This window comes from Emticicia sp. C21, assembly GCF_003418935.1.
Classification (GTDB): Bacteria; Bacteroidota; Bacteroidia; order Cytophagales; family Spirosomataceae; genus Emticicia.
On the sequence record NZ_QVMT01000002.1, the window covers coordinates 430,263 to 446,754 of the forward strand.

Consider the following 16,492-nt stretch of genomic DNA (forward strand, 5'->3'; position numbering starts at 1 on the left):
ACGAAGTCGGATTTTGACGGGATGGTTTAAGACCTTTTAAGCTCTAAAATCTATATTATAACCAACATTATTCAACCAATCTCATGAAAAAAATCCTCCTTCTTATGCTCATTTCAACGTTTGCATGGGCTCAATCAAAAGAGATAGATGCAGAAAAAACAGCCATTTCTTCATCGAAGTATTGGTTGGATATTGATTATGTAGGCGACAGAGCCATTGGGCATAAGCTGGATATTCATCTACCTAAAAATGGAAAAGCTCCCTATCCCATCATTATCGCCATTTATGGCAGTGCCTGGTTTTCCAATTCATCGAAAGAAACAGTATTTACAGAAGGTTTAGGACAGAAATTACTGGAAAGTGGCTTTGCTGTAGTCAATGTCAACCATCGTTCGAGTGAAGATGCCAAATTTCCTGCCCAGATTCAGGACGTAAAGGCGGCTATTCGGTTCATAAGAGCCAACAGCGCAAAATTTTCTTTAGATAACTCTTTCATTGGCGTAACAGGCTGGTCTTCGGGTGGGCATTTGACGGCTTTGACAGGCACAACCAACGCTATCAAAACAGATAAAATTGGTGGTCTTGATATAGATATTGAGGGGAATTTGGGTAAGTATACTGACCAAAGCAGCAAAGTAAATGCTGTTGTAGATTGGTTCGGACCAACTGATTTTTTGATTATGGATCAATGTGGCAGTTCCTTTGCTCATAATGAAGCCAAATCTCCGGAATCTTCCTTAATTGGTGGAGCTATTCAGGAAAATCCCGCTAAAGTTGCCTTGGCCAATCCTATCAGCTATGTCAATAAAAACAACCCTCCATTCCTGATTTTTCATGGAGATAAAGACCCTTTAGTGCCCGATTGCCAAAGCAAAAAATTGTATGAAAAATTACAAAAAGAGGGGGTACCAAGTGAATTGGTCATTGTCGCCGGAGGTGGACACGGGCCAGGTGTGATGATTGATAAATACTACAACCAGATGCTAGCCTTTTTTGAGAAGGAGATGAAGAATAATTGAACCTGTATAAACAAATTCAATATGAAAAATATCATTTTTCTGATTCTTTTCACAAGCATTGGAGCCTTAGGGCAAACTATCGTTAAGATTGATTCTGGTAGTATCAATGGGGCACGCTATAGAATCCTGTTTCCACCTAATTGGCGATGGAAATTAGTGATGTATGCGCATGGATACGAATTTAATGGAAGCCCTTTGCAAAGTCAAAGTCCTCAGTTTCTCAAATCCATGAGTCCGTTTTTAGAAAGAGGTTTTGCCGTGGCAGCCTCTGACTATCAATTCCAGGGATTGGCTTTGGCGCAGGGAGTAGACGATACCGAAGCTTTGCGTAGATACTTTTTCGATAAATATGGCAAACCAGATTCTACTTTTATGGTAGGGGGCTCGATGGGCGGAGGGGTCACTTTAGCCATCATGGAAAATTACGATACCAATTATCAGGGAGCTTTGCCACTTTGTCCGCTTTCGAGTAGAATCTATCTGCAATGCCGCAAAGAGTTTGATATGTACGCTACTTTCAATGGCTTGTTTCCGGGGGTTGTTACGCCATTAAGTACTATATTTGATTTGAAAAGCCCTTATCAGGCACAGGATTCAAGAAAAATGATGGCTAAGGCCATGGATATTAAAAAAGCTATTATGGCTAAAGATTCAGCCTTAGCACTCGCCTTTGCCAAACGCTTTGATTTGAAACTAGACGATTTGCCGTTCTCGCTGTTTTTCAATGAAAATGTATTAAGAGATATTGCACAAAAAGCCGGAGGAAACCCATTTGATAATACTAATACGGTTTATTCGGGCTTTCCTGATAATCTATTAGTAAACCAAAAAGCTGAGCGTTTGGCAGCAACAGTGAATCCTGATGTGGTTTTTAGTAAATACGACCGTTCGGGCAATATCAATAAGCCAGTATTATTAGTTCATACCATTTATGACCAGTTGATACCGCCTACTTATGGGGTGGTAAATTTTGAAAATATGGTTCATCAAAAAGGTAAAGACCAATACTTTACGGTAAAATATACCAAAGGGCAGGGGCATTGTGCTTTCTCACCTCAACAAATAGCATTGGCCTTTGATGAGTTAAGAAACTGGACAAAAACCGGAGTAAAAGCTAAGGCTGGATTTATGGAGTAAGCGCTTGTTGTTTTACCACAGAGTTTTTTGAGAGTATCAAATTTAAGATTTTAAGAAGAATGATTGATATCAACAAAATAGTAGCGATTGACGTACATACACATGCCGAGGTTTCTTGTCAGCAACCCCATGATGACTATCGGTCTGAATTTGATGTAGCATTTGCTAAATATTTTAAGTCTGACAAACGCCCGACCATTCAGGAAACAGCCGATTATTATCGTGAGATGAATATGGCATTTGTGATGTTTACTATCGATTCAGAATTTAATGTAGGCAAAAGGAGAATACCTAATAAAGAAGTAGCAGAGGGAGCCTTGAAAAACTCTGATGTCATGATTGCTTTTGCAAGTATTGACCCACATAAAGGAAGAATGGGTGCCAGAGAGGCCCGTGATTTGATTGAAAATTATGGGGTAAGAGGTTTCAAGTTTCATCCTACAGTGCAAGGATTTTATCCACAAGATAAAATGGCTTATCATTTATATGAAGTCATTGCCGAATACAAATTACCTATGCTCTTCCATTCCGGTCATTCGGGTTTTGGCAGTGGCGTACGCGGGGGTGGCGGCTTGCGTTTGGAATATTCAAACCCGATGCATTTGGACGATGTAGCGATTGATTTTCCTGATTGTCCGATTATCATTGCACACCCAAGCTGGCCCTGGCAGGATGAAGCGCTCTCAGTAGCTATGCACAAACCTAATGTGTATATTGATTTGAGTGGCTGGTCGCCGAAGTATTTTCCGAAACAATTAGTTCAGTATGCCAATACCTTATTGAAAGACCGGATGCTGTTCGGAACAGACTTCCCGTTGATTACGCCGGAGCGCTGGATAAAAGATTTTGATGAAGCAGGTTTCAAACCGGAGGTAAAACCATTAATTTTAAAGGAAAATGCAATCCGACTATTAGGATTGCAATAAAACATCTATTTGATACCTGATAATCATTCATCCTATGAAAAAAGTTTGCCTTAGCCTTTCACTAATGCTCCTATGCATATTTAATAGTTACGCACAATCCACACCTGAAGCCCCTCAGTTAGAATTTGTCTGTGAATTAAAAGTGAAACTGAACCCTGCTATAGTGGTAGGAGAAACACCTCATGGTGTCCGCCGCATTATTCCTATTATTGGAGGTACGGTTGAAGGGCCGAATATTAAAGCCGAAATACTGAATGGCGGTGCCGACTGGCAGGTAGTAAGAGCTGATGGTGTGGCAGAATTGGAGGCACACTACCAGATGAAAACCGAAGACGGAGTAATTATTTACATCAAGAACACAGGCATTAGAGCCGCAACTCCCGAAGTCGCCGCGCGTATTGCCAAAGGCGAACAGGTAAATCAGTCAGAATATTATTTCAGAGCTATTCCAAAGTTTGAAGCGCCTAAAGGCAGTAAGTATGAATGGCTGAATAATGCCATCTTTATTTGCAAAGCTCAAAGAAATCCCGATAATGTAGCCATTCAGGTCTGGAAAGTGAAGTGAGTATCTGTCAAACTATTCAACCGCTATAACTATGCTATTCAATACTAAAAACCTAATTGATAACTCGCCAATATCTCGATTACAATATGCTACATTGATCGTTTGTTTCTTCATGAACATGCTTGATGGCATGGATGTACTCGTTATCTCTTATGCAGCACCTGCTATATCTCAGAATTGGGGCGTAAGTCCACAAGCTTTGGGAGTTGTATTTAGTTCGGGCTTATTCGGTATGACATTCGGTGCTTTGTTTCTGGCACCCTTTGCAGACAGCATCGGTAGAAAAAACATGATTTTACTAAGTGCGGCTTTGATGGGTACTACTGTTTATCTCACGTCTTTTGCCACGTCTATTTACTGGTTAGTTGCTGTAAGGTTTGTTAGTGGCCTGGGTGTGGGCAGCATGTTAGCAAGTACCGCGGCATTAGCAGCCGAGTATACCCCTCATAAAACCAAAGATTTCTGGGTAAGTTTTGTTATATCCGGCTATCCGGTAGGCGCGGTTTTGTCAGGTCTGGCATCAGGCAATATAATTGTGCGGGATGGCTGGCAGAGTATGTTTGAAATTGCAGGAATCATCACCATCATTTCATTACCTGTTATCTACTTTTTTCTGACCGAATCTTTAGATTTCTATATTAAAAAACAACCACGCGACGCATTAGAAAAGATTAATATAATTCTGATAAAAATGGGTTTTGAAGCTATTGAGAAGATTCCCTCCGAATCATCAGAAAAGAATAAGGGATCTATCCAATCATTATTCAATAAAGACTTCCGGACACCGACATTGCAACTATGGATAGCTTTATTTTTTGCCTTTGCCACTTTGTATTTTCTCACCAGCTGGATACCCAAATTGGCTACCAATGCAGGTTTATCAATGAAGTTAGCCATTTATACAGGAACCGTATTTAATGCAGGAGCCTGGTTTGGTATCATGACACAAGGCTACTTTTCGAGTAAGTATGGTCTTAAAAAAACGATTGGCGTTATATTTATTCTGACGGCAGTCTTAATGGCTATCTTCAAAATGTTTATTGGCTCCGATGCTATTCTCTATGTATTTGGTTTGTTAGGTTTTGGTATACAAGGGGGTTTTGTAGGCTTATATGCGGTAGCCGCCCGCATGTATCCTACCGAGTTTAGAACAACAGGTGTAGGTTGGGCCATTGGTGCCGGTAGGCTTGGGGGTATAATTGGTCCCGCCGTGGGTGGTATTCTCATTGGTATGGGCTTGTCTCTAAGTACTAACTTCCTGATTTATGCTATTCCGACTGTTTTGGCTGGAGTAATGACTTTGTTTATTTCTTCAAGAGAGGTGAGTTAATTCTTCCTGAAATCAGTAGGAGTTACACCTGTCTCTTTTTTAAATAAGCGAGTAAAATAAGCAGGGTCTTTGAAATTAAGAAAATAAGACACTTCTGAAACTGAATAGTTTGTATTCAACAGGTACTTCTTTGCTTCGTTAATCAAGTAATCATGTACGATTGCTAAAGCTGATTTTTGTACTAATGCCTGACATATCCTATTAAGATGTACACTAGTAATATTTAATTCTTTAGCATACTGATTGATTGATTTTGTTTCGTGCAGGCTTTGTTTGATACTCTTCTGAAAGCTCTGAAAGTACTGTAAAGTTCGGTTGTCTGATTGAGCTATGGTTTGTTTTTGCAAAAGACTGAACCTGTATAAATAAATAAAAAGTAGTTGAAAAAGTGAGGGTATTACGATTTGCTTTTCAAGATTATCATTATACAATTCGCGGATTATTTCATGGATATATTGTGCTATCTGCTTAAAGGCGGCGGTATGCTGTTCAAATAACAAAAGATTAAACCGATTAATGCCGAGTAATATTTTAGGCGTAGGCTTAAAAATATTTTCCAGAAAAGATTCTGAAAAAGTGATAACCTCACCATTGATATCAGGTTGAAAAATGAAGCCATGCAAAGAATTGGTCGGGATAGTAATAATACATGGCCCAACGAGTTTCAATTCTTTATTTTCAGAAATAATAATGCCCTCCCCTTTCTTAATAATAAATACCTGGAAAAGCTCGGTATGCAGATGCTCCTTTATTTCCCAGTCATACATTTTACTACGGGTTTCGAGCGGCTCGTGGTGAATAAAGTTGGGTAAATAAATGGCTTGCTTATCGCCATATAGCCCTTTGAAATTTACTATAGCTTTGCTCATAATATGTTTTAAAAATACAAATGGATATTTTGAAAAGTATTAAACTTTTTTAAAACAAAACTGTTGAGTAAAAGCTTAATATATCGTCCCTATGGGACTTGAAGCCTTTAATTACAATTCTTTTCTACCGATATACCATCCCTACGGGATACTTGAATTTTGTCGATTTTTAAGGCATCTAGTTAATTTTAGTCCCGTAGGGACGATATATCGGTAGATAAATTATCTATTTTCAGAACCTAGTATCCCGTAGGGATAATATATTAGACAAGGAATTTTATTTAATAGGATAAACGAATCTTAATGCGATAAATCCATTTAAAAATACATTAAATGTTTGTTTTGTGCAAGCAATATTTCCATTAATCCAAGAGTATTTTATATGCTGAAAATATCTTTGTTAAAAATATTCAACCATGAGCCAGATTATCTATAATTCTTTCGATAGGGAAGTACAGCCTGCCTATTTGACTCCCGAATACAAATCAACGATATATAGGGCACCCCAAAAACCATTGGTATTGCTCAAACAATCTTTGTCTGAACTCACAGGTCCGGTTTTTGGAGATTTTAATGTAGGCCCGCTCGACCATGACCTGACAAAAAACACAGTTAAAAATGGCGAGCCTATCGGCGAAAGAATTATCGTACATGGCAAAGTGATGAACGAAAACGGTCTTCCGATTCCAAATACCCTGATTGAAATCTGGCAAGCCAATTCTGCCGGACGATATGTTCATAAAGTTGACCAACACGAAGCGCCGCTTGACCCTAATTTCTTAGGTGCTGGGCGTTGCATGACCGATACTAATGGCAACTATAAATTTTACACCATCAAGCCTGGGGCCTATCCGTGGGGAAACCACTATAATGCCTGGCGGCCAAATCATATTCATTTTTCTTTATTCGGTGTCAATATTACCAATCGACTGGTAACACAGATGTATTTTCCGGGCGACCCTCTTTTAGCATACGACCCCGTTTTTCTGAGTGTACCTGAAAAGGGTAGAGAGCTACTTGTTTCGAAATTCGATTTAAGCGCTACCGAACCCAGCTTTGCCCTGGGGTATCGTTTCGATTTCGTGTTAAGAGGCTACAAGCAAACGCCTTTTGAAACTTTGTAATTGACAATCTATAAATTGTTTAACTCATGTTACAAACTCCCTCTCAAACAGTAGGACCTTATTTTGCTTACGGGCTGGCACCGGAGCAATATCTATATGATTTCAAAAGCCTTGTAGGCAATGAAATGGTTAACCCCCTCGACCACGAAGACGCTATCACTATTGTCGGTAAAGTATTCGATGGTCAAGGTGTTATGATACCCGATGCCATGATCGAAATCTGGCAGAATGATGGACAACATCAGCTTTTTGGGCGCTTTGGTACAGGCACTGATGTGGAGAGTCGCTTTGTTTTTTATACCCTCAAACCGGTAGCTTTTAATGGGCAAGCCCCACATTTATCAGTAATCATTTTTATGCGCGGGCAGCAGATTCATTCTTATACCCGCATCTATTTTTCAGACGAAGTTGAAGAGAATAGCAAGGATGAAGTGCTGAATTTAGTGCCTGAGGGTAGACGACACACCCTGATAGCAAAAAAGAAAGGCTCAACTTATGAGTTTAATATTTATATGCAGGGCGACAACGAAACTGTTTTTTTTGATATATAACTGCTTATCATATGAGCTTATATTCTCAATATTTCTATTCAACCGAAGTCAACGAACTATTGTCTGATACCCAAATCATAGCGCAGATGCTTCGTGTGGAGGGTGTACTGGCAATGGCACAGGCAGAGCAGGGAATTATTCCGACAGATCTATCTGAAATTATCGTCAGTTGTTGCCGAACTGATTTTATAGATGTTGATAAACTCAAAGCAGATCTCATAAAAGGGGGGAATGCAGCTATACCTTTAGTCAAACAACTCACACGCATTGTTAAGAATACGAGTGCAGAAGCGTCAAAATATGTGCATCTGGGCGCGACAAGCCAGGATATAGTAGATACGGCTACGGTTTTACAGATACAGGAATTTATCATCTGGTTGGATGAAAAATTAGATATTCTCTCTCAATTATTAATAGCGCTTACCAGAAAACACCGACAAACGTTGATAGTAGGCCGTACACTCTTGCAACAGGCACGCCCCATTACTTTTGGTTTAAAGACAGCTAACTGGCTCCAAAGCATTGAACGAACAAAAGCCCGTATCAAAAGCGTAGAAGAAAGGGTTTTGGTGATACAATTGAACGGGGCAGTAGGAAGCGGCAATGCTTATCTTTCAAAAGAAGTACAGCAATCAGTAGCTGAAAAATTAGAATTGAATGTGGGTTTTTCATGGCAATCAGGAAGAGATAATATAGCTGAGTGGGCTAGTGTTTTGGGAATTCTGACAGGTAGCCTGGGCAAAATAGCTAAAGATATTTCTTTGCTGATGCAGACAGAAATAGCTGAAGTACTGGAAGGAGCAGGCGAAGAAAAAGGAGGGTCAAGCACGATGCCCCACAAGCGGAATCCGGTACTATGTGCAGCAATCATAGCTAATGCTACACGCTTACCTCATCAAGTAGCTAGTATATTATCGGCTATACCACAAGAGCATGAACGCTCAGCGGGATTATGGCATTCGGAATGGGAAGTACTTTGCGAAATTATGATGCTGACGGGTGGCAGTGTAGAAAGAACCATTGAATTGATAGAAGGATTGGAAGTGAACGACAAACGAATGTTAACCAATCTGGAATTAACCAAAGGGTTGATCTATGCTGAAAATGTGTCATTAGCCTTAACATATAAAATGGGCAAAACTCAGGCTCATGAATTGATAGAGAAAGCCTGTAAGCAGGCAATTGCCCAGCAAAAGCATTTGAAAGAAATTTTGTCTGAAATTTTTGTAGATTTACCTAACTTGGACGAGCTATTCATGCCTGCCAACTCCATAGGCAATAGCTTAGATATCATCGACGAAATTTTAGATAATCTTTCTAATCACTGAGATTTACTATGAAAACAAATTATAAAATCCAGGGCACACCCAATAGTCCGGTGTTGATATTTTCGAATTCTTTAGGTTCTGAGATGATGATGTGGGATGAGCTCGTTCCTTACCTGCTTCCCTACTTTAGAATCTTGCAATATGATATGCGAGGGCATGGAGGTAGCGAGGCGACGCCGGGAAAATATACCATTGAGCAACTGGGTGAGGATGTAATTGATTTGATGGACGATCTGAAAATCGAAACGGCCTATTTTTGTGGGTTATCTATAGGAGGGTTAATCGGTCAATGGTTAGGGCTGAATCATCCCGAAAGATTTGAAAAACTTGTTTTAAGCAATACAGCTGCAAAAATAGGAGATAATGAGCGTTGGAATACCCGCATTGATACGGTTACTAAACAAGGTATACAAGCCATTGCGAATGAGACGATGGAACGCTGGTTTACCGAAGATTTCAGGAGACAAAACCATAAACGCGTGAGTGAAATTAAGGCTATGTTTCTGCGTAATAATCTTACAGGTTATACAGGTGGTTGTGCGGCGGTGAGAGACGCTGATTTCAGAGAAAAAGTACAGAACATTTCGATAGAAACGCTAATCATAACCGGTGATGAAGACCCTGTTACGAATGTAGAATCGGCAGAATATTTAGCCAATAAAATACCTTATGCCCATCTGAAAGTATTACATGCGCGCCATTTGACAAGCACAGAAATTCCTAAGGAATATGCGCAGGTATTATTGGATTTTCTGGTGGGTGATACCAATTATGCCAGAGGCATGCATGTGAGACGAACCGTATTAGGCAATGCTTATGTAGATAAAGCTAACGAAAAAATCAATTCTTTCAATACTGATTTTCAATCGTTTATCACCAACTATGCCTGGGGAGAAATCTGGACTCGGCCAAATTTGTCCAAACATAGCAGAAGCCTTATAACCCTTGCCATGTTGATTGCCCTGAACAGAAAAGCGGAATTTAAACTGCATTTGCGGGCTGCCATCAATAATGGTGTATCAGTATCTGAAATCAAAGAAGTAATTCTGCAATCGGCTGTTTATTGTGGTGTTCCTGCTGCCAACGAAGCTTTTGCATCAGCGCAGGAATTATTTAAAGAAATGGGAATAGTGTATGAAAATACTTAAAACACAGGTAGGAATTATTGGCGCAGGCCCGGCAGGCTTAACACTGGCTTTGCTATTGCGTAAACAAGGAATAGAAGCGATAATCATTGAGCATAGAAGCCGTGAGTATGTGCAGGCACGTGTAAGGGCTGGTTTATTAGAGCAGAATACAGTTGATATTTATAAAAGTCTGGGTGTAGCAAATAGACTCTTAAAAGAAGGGCAGGAACATCATGGGGTATACCTGAGTTTTGACGGTCAACGCATCAGAATACCTTTTGGAGAGTTGACAGGTGGCAGGAACATCACCATTTATGGTCAACAGGAAGTAGTAAAAGACCTGACAGATGAATGGATAGCCGGAGGAGGGCAGATTTATTTTGAAGCCCCTGCCACAAAAATTGAAAATTTTGACACAGATAACCCGAAAATTTATTTCGAACACCAGGGTGAAGCAGGCATTATGGATTGTGATTTCATGGCGGCTTGTGATGGCTATCATGGCATAGGACGAAAGACTTTGCCTTCTGATACGTTTAAAGAATATTCAGTAACATACCCCTTTAGTTGGTTAGGCATATTGGCGCACGTAGCTCCCTCAACCGACGAGTTGATATATGCTTACCACGAAAGAGGCTTTGCTTTGCATAGTTTACGCTCAGATAAAATCAGTCGTTTATACATTCAGGTTGATAATGATGATTCGGTTGATAATTGGTCGGATGAACGGATATGGGAAGAATTAGCCATCCGCCTAGGAACAGAGGGATGGACTTTAAAAACAGGTCCGATTTTCGAAAAAGGCATTACACCTATGCGCAGTTTTTTTACTGATAATATGCAAGCAGGTAGATTATTTTTGGCAGGTGATGCCGCCCATATTGTACCACCAACCGGAGGGAAAGGATTAAATCTGGCCGTAGCAGATGTAAAACATCTGGCAGATGGTTTGGCAGAATATTATCAGCAAAATTCAATTAATGCATTAGACAATTATTCAGCCATTGCCTTGAAACGCATCTGGCGGGCACAGGATTTCTCTAATTTCATGACGACGCTCTTCCATAAACAAGACGAACACGGGTCGTTTACCTATCAATTACAAAAAGCAAAATTCGATTATATAAAAGTGTCAAAAGCCTATGCAACTACCATAGCCGAAAACTACGTAGGCTTACCATTTGAGGCGTTTGAATAAGAAAACATGAAAAAGGTTCCGATTATAGATACACATACCGCCGCCCACATGGTGAAAGAGGGGGATACCCTTCTGCAGGGTGGCTTTGGCATGACAGGCAACCCCGTGCATCTGATGCACGCCTTGGCCAAATTAGGTACTAAAAATCTGACTTTCATTGGCAATAATGCCGGAGAAGTTGGCTTAGGAGGCGGAAGATTATTAAAAAATGGTCAGCTTAAAAAATTGATAGGTTCATTCTTTACCTCTAATCCTGATGCAGTAAAGGCTGTTCAGGCAGGTTTGATAGATTATGAGCTTTTGCCTCAAGGTACATTAGCAGAAGCGCTTAGAGCAGGGGGCGCAGGCATTGGAGGTTTTTATACACCTGCCTCAGCCGGAACATTAATAGCCGCAAATCGTGAAACCAAAGTAATAGACGGAGTAGAACAGGTATTTATTAAAGGTTTAAGAGGAAATGTGGCCTTTATCCGGGCATGGCGGGCCGATACCGCAGGTAATCTGCAATACCGGATGACCGAGCAGAATTTTAATAAGGCCATGGCTACTGCAGCCGATTTAGTCATTGCAGAAGTAGAAGAAATTGTAGGAGTTGGAGAGATTCAACCCGAGCATATTCATACACCCGGATGCTATGTAGATTATCTGGTACAGGCTACTTTGACTTTAGAAGACCTGGGCATGTCTGCTTCGGTTTCTTCCTCTAAAAAAGTAGATGAATCGCGGATGAATATGGCCAGACGGGCTTTGAAAGAATTGAAAAAAGGTGATGTAGTTAATTTAGGAATCGGGATTCCGACTTTAGTAGCTGACCTGATAACAGAAAAGCATGGAATTATTCTGCATACAGAAAACGGGATGTTAGGCGTTGGCCCTGTACCCGCAGATGGTGGTGGAGCAATGGATTATCCGGTGAATGCCGGTAAAATTCCTGTGACAGCATTAAAGGGTAGCAGCTATTTTGATAGTGCCGATTCATTTGCCATGATTCGCGGCGGGCATATTGATGTGGCTATTATGGGGGGACTGGAAGTAGATGAGGCCGCCAATCTGGCTAACTGGGCAGTACCAGGAAAACCTCTGTTAGGTGTAGGTGGTGCTATGGATTTAGCCAAAGGTGCCAAGCGATTGATTATCACTATGACCCATACTAATCCTGATGATTCATCTAAGATTGTGCCAGCTTGTACTTTGCCATTGACGGCCTCAGGAGTAGTAAGTCTTATCATAACCGAACTGGCAGTTTTTGATTATTCAGATAATCAGTTAACGTTGATAGAGTTGATGCCAAATGCTACTTTGGAAGAAGCGAGAGCTAAGACAAGTGCCAGTTTTGTAGAAAAATTGAGTTAAAAAACGCGTATTTTATGAAAGAATCCTATATCATAGATGCTATTCGCACACCAATAGGTAGTTTTGGCGGAAGTTTATCAACTGTGCGGGCAGATGATCTGGCAGCTATTCCTATTAAGGAGTTGCTGAAAAGACACCCTTCAATTCCTGCCGTGGCAATCGATGATGTGATTTTAGGTTGCCATAATCAGGCTGGGGAAGATAACCGCAACGTGGCGCGCATGGCCTTATTATTGGCAGGCTTACCTTATACGGTTCCGGGAGAAACAGTCAATCGTTTATGCTCATCAGGTATGTCGGCAGTGATTCATGCCAACAGAGCCATTAAAGCAGGCGATGGAGAAATAATTATTGCCGGAGGTATGGAGCATATGACACGTGGCCCCTGGGTGATTTCAAAAACTTCAAAACCGTTTGGTAACGATGCCCAGATGTTTGATTCAAGCTTCGGCTGGCGCTTCATCAACCCTAAAATGCATCAGATGTACGGCACTGATGCGATGGGTATAACGGCTGAAAATCTGGTTGAACTCTATCATATCAGTCGCGAAGACCAGGATTTATTTGCCTGGCGCTCACAACAAAAAGCCTTTGCCGCTCAGCAAAAAGGTATTCTGGCAGAAGAAATTGTAGGTGTTGAATTAGCAGACAAAAAAGGAAATGTAAACGTTTTTGATAAAGACGAATTTATCAAAGGTAATACGACATTGGAAGTTTTAGCCAGGCTAAAACCCGCCTTTAAAAAAGAAAACGGCACAGTAACCGCAGGCAATTCTGCCGGACTCAATGATGGTTCAATAGCCATGCTGATAACATCAGAAGAAGCACTAAAAACTTATAATCTAACCCCAAAAGCCCGTATTGTTTCATCGGCAGTAATAGGCGTAGAACCTCGTATTATGGGTATTGGTCCTGTGGAGGCTTCGAAAAAAGCCTTGCAAAAAGCAGGTTTGTCACTTAATGATATAGCGGTAATTGAGTTCAATGAAGCCTTTGCTGCACAATGTCTGGCAGTAAGCCGCCAATTATACCTGGCAGATGACGACGAAAGAATTAATCCAAATGGTGGCGCTATTGCTTTGGGGCATCCACTGGGCATGTCTGGCACACGTATTATACAGGCCGCAGTTAATCAGTTAGTCAGAACAAAACAACGCTATGCTTTAATTGCTATGTGTGTAGGTGTAGGTATGGGTTATGCAGTAGTGGTGGAAAGGGTTTGATGTATTTAGTGATTGAGTGAATGTGTGATTGAGTGATTTAGCGAATTTGTGATTGAATGATTGAGAAAACTTAGTGATTAAAAACTCCGTGACCCTCCGTGGAATACTCCGTGTCCTCCGTGGTAAAAAAACATTTCGCATAATGAACCCTCTCATTGAAGAATTATTACAAAAATTCCAATCAGCTATCGGTTCTGATTACGATAAGTATCGCAATCATGTTTACCGTGTCTTCTTGAATTGCCTTTTGTTAGATACTATTAAGGACAACGAAGATAAATATGCCATTGCAGCCGTATTTCACGACATTGGCATCTGGACTAACCATACTTTCGATTATTTAGCTCCCTCTATCGAACAAGTGAAAATCTATCTTACTGAAACTAATAGGCAAGATTGCATCGAGGAAATAAAGCTCATGATTGACAATCATCATAAAATTAGCTCATACAAAGCTCAATATTCCCAAACCGTAGAAACTTTCCGCCAGGCTGATTGGATAGATGTGAGTTTTGGGATATTGACATTTGGTGCAGATAAGCAATCCACTCAATTGAATAAACAGCAATTTCCAACTTTAGGCTTTCATAGATTTCTGATAAAAGCCACTGCTAAAAACTTTTTTAAGCATCCCTTAAATCCTTTACCGATGTTTAAGAAATAGGTGAAGAAAGAATATTAATATATCATTCAAAATTATTTTCTAAGTTATGAAATACATTGGACTTTTTCTTTTGATTTTTGTTGGTATCGGAGCTGTTTTTCAAATAATATCTTTGATAATTTCATTAGCTTTTACACTAGGCCAAGAAAATTATACGCTTGGAGATGTACTTGAAAAATTAGGATTTAATCTGATTTTCTTTTTACCACTTTTATTTTTTTATTGGATTGGAATAAATCTCTATAAAGAAAAATGGAAAGTATAGCACCCTTAATTACTACAGAAACTAATTAGATATTCTATTTCAATTAAATGGTTTACGAATAGAATTTATACATTTGCACTATTCTATTCAAACCACTTTTCCATGAAAAAAATCATTCTTTCGGGCTTCTTTGCTCTTTTTAATTTTGTTGCATTTTCTCAGAATACCTCTTCCGAAAAAACAATTATTCAGGTTGATTTTAATAAAAAAATAGGTGATATGACCACCATGTGGGCTTGGTTTGGTGCTGACGAACCTAACTATGCCTATATGAGAGATGGCAAAAAGCTACTATCAGAATTATCATCCATGAGTCCTGTACCCGTCTATTTCAGAGCGCATAATCTGCTTACTTCCGGGCATGATACATTGACGCTCAAGTGGGGCTCAACCAATGTATATACCGAAGATGCCAACGGAAATCCAATATATGACTGGACCAGAGTTGACAAGATTTTTGACACTTACTTAGCCAGAGGTATTAAACCATTGGCACAATTCAGTTTTATGCCCAAAGCGCTCTCACCTAAGCCTGAACCCTATGAACATTATTGGAAACCCGGTATGCCCTATAATGATATTTATACAGGGTGGGCGTATCCGCCAACGGATTATAAAAAATGGGCCGAACTGGTCTATCAATGGGTAAAACACTCAGTAGCGCGATACGGAAAAAAAGAAGTAGAAAGCTGGTATTGGGAACTTTGGAACGAACCTAACATTGGCTATTGGAAAGGCACAGTAGATGAATATTGTAAACTATATGATTATACAGCCGACGCAGCCAAAAGAGCCTTGCCAACTATAAAAATGGGAGGCCCGGAAACCACGGGCCCAAGCTGGAATAAAGCAGCAGATTTTTTGCAAACCTTTCTCAAACACTGCATTTCGGGTAAAAATTATGTGACGGGAAAAGTAGGTTCTCCACTTGATTTTATCTCATTCCATGCCAAAGGTGCACCTAAAATTGTAGATGGACATGTGCAGATGAATATGGGTACACAATTAAGAGATATTTCAGAAGGATTCAGAATTGTAGCATCATTTCCGACATTGAAGCATTTACCTATCATTATCGGCGAGTCAGACCCCGAAGGTTGTGCGGCTTGTGGCATGAAAACTAATCCACAAAATGCTTATCGGAATGGCACGATGTATTCAAGCTATACTGCCGCTTCTTTTGCCCGCAAATATGCTTTAGCCGATTATTATAAAGTCAATCTGAAAGCCGCAGTCAGCTGGTCGTTTGAGTTTGAAAATCAGCCTTATTTCTATGGTTTCCGTGATTTGGCAACCAATGGTATAGATAAACCCGTGCTGAATGTATTCAGAATGTTTGGTCAGATGTCAGGTAAACGTGTGGAGGTAAAAGGCAATATGAAATACGATTTCAAAATGGTGCGTGACTCAAGTGTGAGAGGTGCAAAAGCTGATATTAATGCGCTGGCCAGTAAAGATGTCAATTCTGCGGCTGTGATGCTCTGGCATTATCATGATGATGATGTAGAGGCAGAAGATGCCTCAATTGAAATAGATTTAAAAGGGTTACCTATTGGAAAACTTAAATTCAACCATTATCGGATAGATGATGAAAACAGCAATGCCTATGAAGTCTAGAAGAAAATGGGCTCTCCGGAAAGCCCGACCAGGGAGCAAATAGCTATTCTCGAAAAAGCCGGACAATTAACATTACTGACCTCACCCAGCTATATAAAAACAAGTAATGGTAGCTTAAAACTCAGTATTAAACTACCACGACAAGGGGTTTCATTGTTGAAATTTGATTGGTAAAATAGCTATATCAATTGAGCAA

Annotated in this window: 15 protein-coding genes and 1 pseudogene; 15 read left to right on the forward strand and 1 reads right to left on the reverse strand. The window is 40.1% G+C overall.

Annotated elements, in window-relative coordinates; translation table 11 throughout:
* The first annotated feature begins 83 nt into the window (after positions 1 to 83).
* Genes D0T08_RS06580 through D0T08_RS06600 form a run of 5 tightly spaced genes read left to right on the forward strand, consistent with a single transcriptional unit; the run spans position 84 to position 4,977 of the window.
* On the forward strand, positions 84 to 1,019 hold the full coding sequence (locus D0T08_RS06580) for an alpha/beta hydrolase (protein ID WP_116981808.1): 936 nt from the start codon (positions 84 to 86) through the stop codon (positions 1,017 to 1,019).
* A gap of 21 nt (positions 1,020 to 1,040) precedes the next feature.
* Positions 1,041 to 2,156, forward strand: a complete 1,116-nt coding sequence (locus D0T08_RS06585; RefSeq protein ID WP_116981809.1) for an alpha/beta hydrolase — start codon at positions 1,041 to 1,043, stop codon at positions 2,154 to 2,156.
* Between the two features lie 59 nt (positions 2,157 to 2,215).
* Positions 2,216 to 3,082, forward strand: coding sequence for an amidohydrolase family protein (locus tag D0T08_RS06590; protein WP_199538128.1), 867 nt, complete (start codon positions 2,216 to 2,218; stop codon positions 3,080 to 3,082).
* A 34-nt stretch (positions 3,083 to 3,116) separates the two neighbouring features.
* Positions 3,117 to 3,647 (forward strand): DUF3237 domain-containing protein, encoded by a 531-nt coding sequence (locus D0T08_RS06595; protein WP_116981810.1) that lies wholly within the window; start codon positions 3,117 to 3,119, stop codon positions 3,645 to 3,647.
* A 31-nt stretch (positions 3,648 to 3,678) separates the two neighbouring features.
* Entirely contained in the window at positions 3,679 to 4,977 is a 1,299-nt protein-coding gene (locus D0T08_RS06600; RefSeq protein ID WP_116981811.1) for an MFS transporter, read from the forward strand.
* Here the strand turns inward: D0T08_RS06600 and D0T08_RS06605 are convergent.
* On the reverse strand, positions 4,974 to 5,846 hold the full coding sequence (locus tag D0T08_RS06605; RefSeq protein WP_116981812.1) for a helix-turn-helix domain-containing protein: 873 nt from the start codon (positions 5,844 to 5,846) through the stop codon (positions 4,974 to 4,976). The genes D0T08_RS06600 and D0T08_RS06605 overlap by 4 nt on opposite strands.
* A gap of 416 nt (positions 5,847 to 6,262) precedes the next feature.
* Here D0T08_RS06605 and pcaH point away from each other — a divergent pair, with 416 nt between their 5' ends.
* The 10 genes and pseudogenes from pcaH (at position 6,263) to D0T08_RS06655 (ending at position 16,470) form a co-directional block, all read left to right on the forward strand.
* Positions 6,263 to 6,970, forward strand: a complete 708-nt coding sequence (pcaH, locus tag D0T08_RS06610; RefSeq protein ID WP_116981813.1) for a protocatechuate 3,4-dioxygenase subunit beta — start codon at positions 6,263 to 6,265, stop codon at positions 6,968 to 6,970.
* 26 nt (positions 6,971 to 6,996) lie between these two features.
* Positions 6,997 to 7,521, forward strand: coding sequence for a protocatechuate 3,4-dioxygenase subunit alpha (gene pcaG / locus D0T08_RS06615; RefSeq protein WP_116981814.1), 525 nt, complete (start codon positions 6,997 to 6,999; stop codon positions 7,519 to 7,521).
* Between the two features lie 11 nt (positions 7,522 to 7,532).
* Positions 7,533 to 8,849, forward strand: coding sequence for a 3-carboxy-cis,cis-muconate cycloisomerase (pcaB, locus tag D0T08_RS06620; protein ID WP_116981815.1), 1,317 nt, complete (start codon positions 7,533 to 7,535; stop codon positions 8,847 to 8,849).
* 8 nt (positions 8,850 to 8,857) lie between these two features.
* Complete coding sequence (gene pcaD, locus D0T08_RS06625) at positions 8,858 to 9,997, forward strand: 3-oxoadipate enol-lactonase (RefSeq protein WP_116981816.1); 1,140 nt, start codon at positions 8,858 to 8,860, stop codon at positions 9,995 to 9,997.
* Positions 9,984 to 11,174 carry a 4-hydroxybenzoate 3-monooxygenase gene (locus D0T08_RS06630; protein ID WP_116981817.1) on the forward strand — a complete coding sequence of 397 codons (1,191 nt, stop codon included), beginning with the start codon at positions 9,984 to 9,986 and terminating at the stop codon, positions 11,172 to 11,174. The genes pcaD and D0T08_RS06630 overlap by 14 nt, the downstream gene beginning before the upstream one ends.
* 6 nt (positions 11,175 to 11,180) lie before the next feature.
* Positions 11,181 to 12,527, forward strand: a complete 1,347-nt coding sequence (locus D0T08_RS06635) for a 3-oxoacid CoA-transferase (RefSeq protein ID WP_116981818.1) — start codon at positions 11,181 to 11,183, stop codon at positions 12,525 to 12,527.
* A 14-nt stretch (positions 12,528 to 12,541) separates the two neighbouring features.
* Entirely contained in the window at positions 12,542 to 13,750 is a 1,209-nt protein-coding gene (gene pcaF, locus D0T08_RS06640) for a 3-oxoadipyl-CoA thiolase (protein WP_116981819.1), read from the forward strand.
* Positions 13,751 to 13,892: 142 nt separating this feature from the next.
* Positions 13,893 to 14,414 carry an HD domain-containing protein gene (locus D0T08_RS06645; protein WP_116981820.1) on the forward strand — a complete coding sequence of 174 codons (522 nt, stop codon included), beginning with the start codon at positions 13,893 to 13,895 and terminating at the stop codon, positions 14,412 to 14,414.
* A 46-nt stretch (positions 14,415 to 14,460) separates the two neighbouring features.
* Positions 14,461 to 14,679, forward strand: coding sequence for a hypothetical protein (locus tag D0T08_RS06650; protein WP_116981821.1), 219 nt, complete (start codon positions 14,461 to 14,463; stop codon positions 14,677 to 14,679).
* 102 nt (positions 14,680 to 14,781) lie between these two features.
* Positions 14,782 to 16,470 (forward strand): annotated as a pseudogene (locus D0T08_RS06655) (GH39 family glycosyl hydrolase).
* Positions 16,471 to 16,492: the final 22 nt, after the last annotated feature.

Bases quoted from the DNA above. Each gene is read 5' to 3' on its own strand.
- D0T08_RS06580 (WP_116981808.1), top strand. From the start codon at position 84: ATGAAAAAAATCCTCCTTCTTATGCTCATTTCAACGTTTGCATGGGCT.
- D0T08_RS06590 (WP_199538128.1), top strand. From the start codon at position 2,216: ATGATTGATATCAACAAAATAGTAGCGATTGACGTACATACACATGCC.
- D0T08_RS06645 (WP_116981820.1), top strand. From the start codon at position 13,893: ATGAACCCTCTCATTGAAGAATTATTACAAAAATTCCAATCAGCTATC.
- D0T08_RS06630 (WP_116981817.1), top strand. From the start codon at position 9,984: ATGAAAATACTTAAAACACAGGTAGGAATTATTGGCGCAGGCCCGGCA.
- D0T08_RS06605 (WP_116981812.1), bottom strand. From the start codon at position 5,846: ATGAGCAAAGCTATAGTAAATTTCAAAGGGCTATATGGCGATAAGCAA.
- pcaF (WP_116981819.1), top strand. From the start codon at position 12,542: ATGAAAGAATCCTATATCATAGATGCTATTCGCACACCAATAGGTAGT.
- D0T08_RS06595 (WP_116981810.1), top strand. From the start codon at position 3,117: ATGAAAAAAGTTTGCCTTAGCCTTTCACTAATGCTCCTATGCATATTT.
- D0T08_RS06650 (WP_116981821.1), top strand. From the start codon at position 14,461: ATGAAATACATTGGACTTTTTCTTTTGATTTTTGTTGGTATCGGAGCT.
- pcaG (WP_116981814.1), top strand. From the start codon at position 6,997: ATGTTACAAACTCCCTCTCAAACAGTAGGACCTTATTTTGCTTACGGG.
- D0T08_RS06585 (WP_116981809.1), top strand. From the start codon at position 1,041: ATGAAAAATATCATTTTTCTGATTCTTTTCACAAGCATTGGAGCCTTA.
- pcaD (WP_116981816.1), top strand. From the start codon at position 8,858: ATGAAAACAAATTATAAAATCCAGGGCACACCCAATAGTCCGGTGTTG.
- D0T08_RS06635 (WP_116981818.1), top strand. From the start codon at position 11,181: ATGAAAAAGGTTCCGATTATAGATACACATACCGCCGCCCACATGGTG.
- D0T08_RS06600 (WP_116981811.1), top strand. From the start codon at position 3,679: ATGCTATTCAATACTAAAAACCTAATTGATAACTCGCCAATATCTCGA.
- pcaH (WP_116981813.1), top strand. From the start codon at position 6,263: ATGAGCCAGATTATCTATAATTCTTTCGATAGGGAAGTACAGCCTGCC.
- pcaB (WP_116981815.1), top strand. From the start codon at position 7,533: ATGAGCTTATATTCTCAATATTTCTATTCAACCGAAGTCAACGAACTA.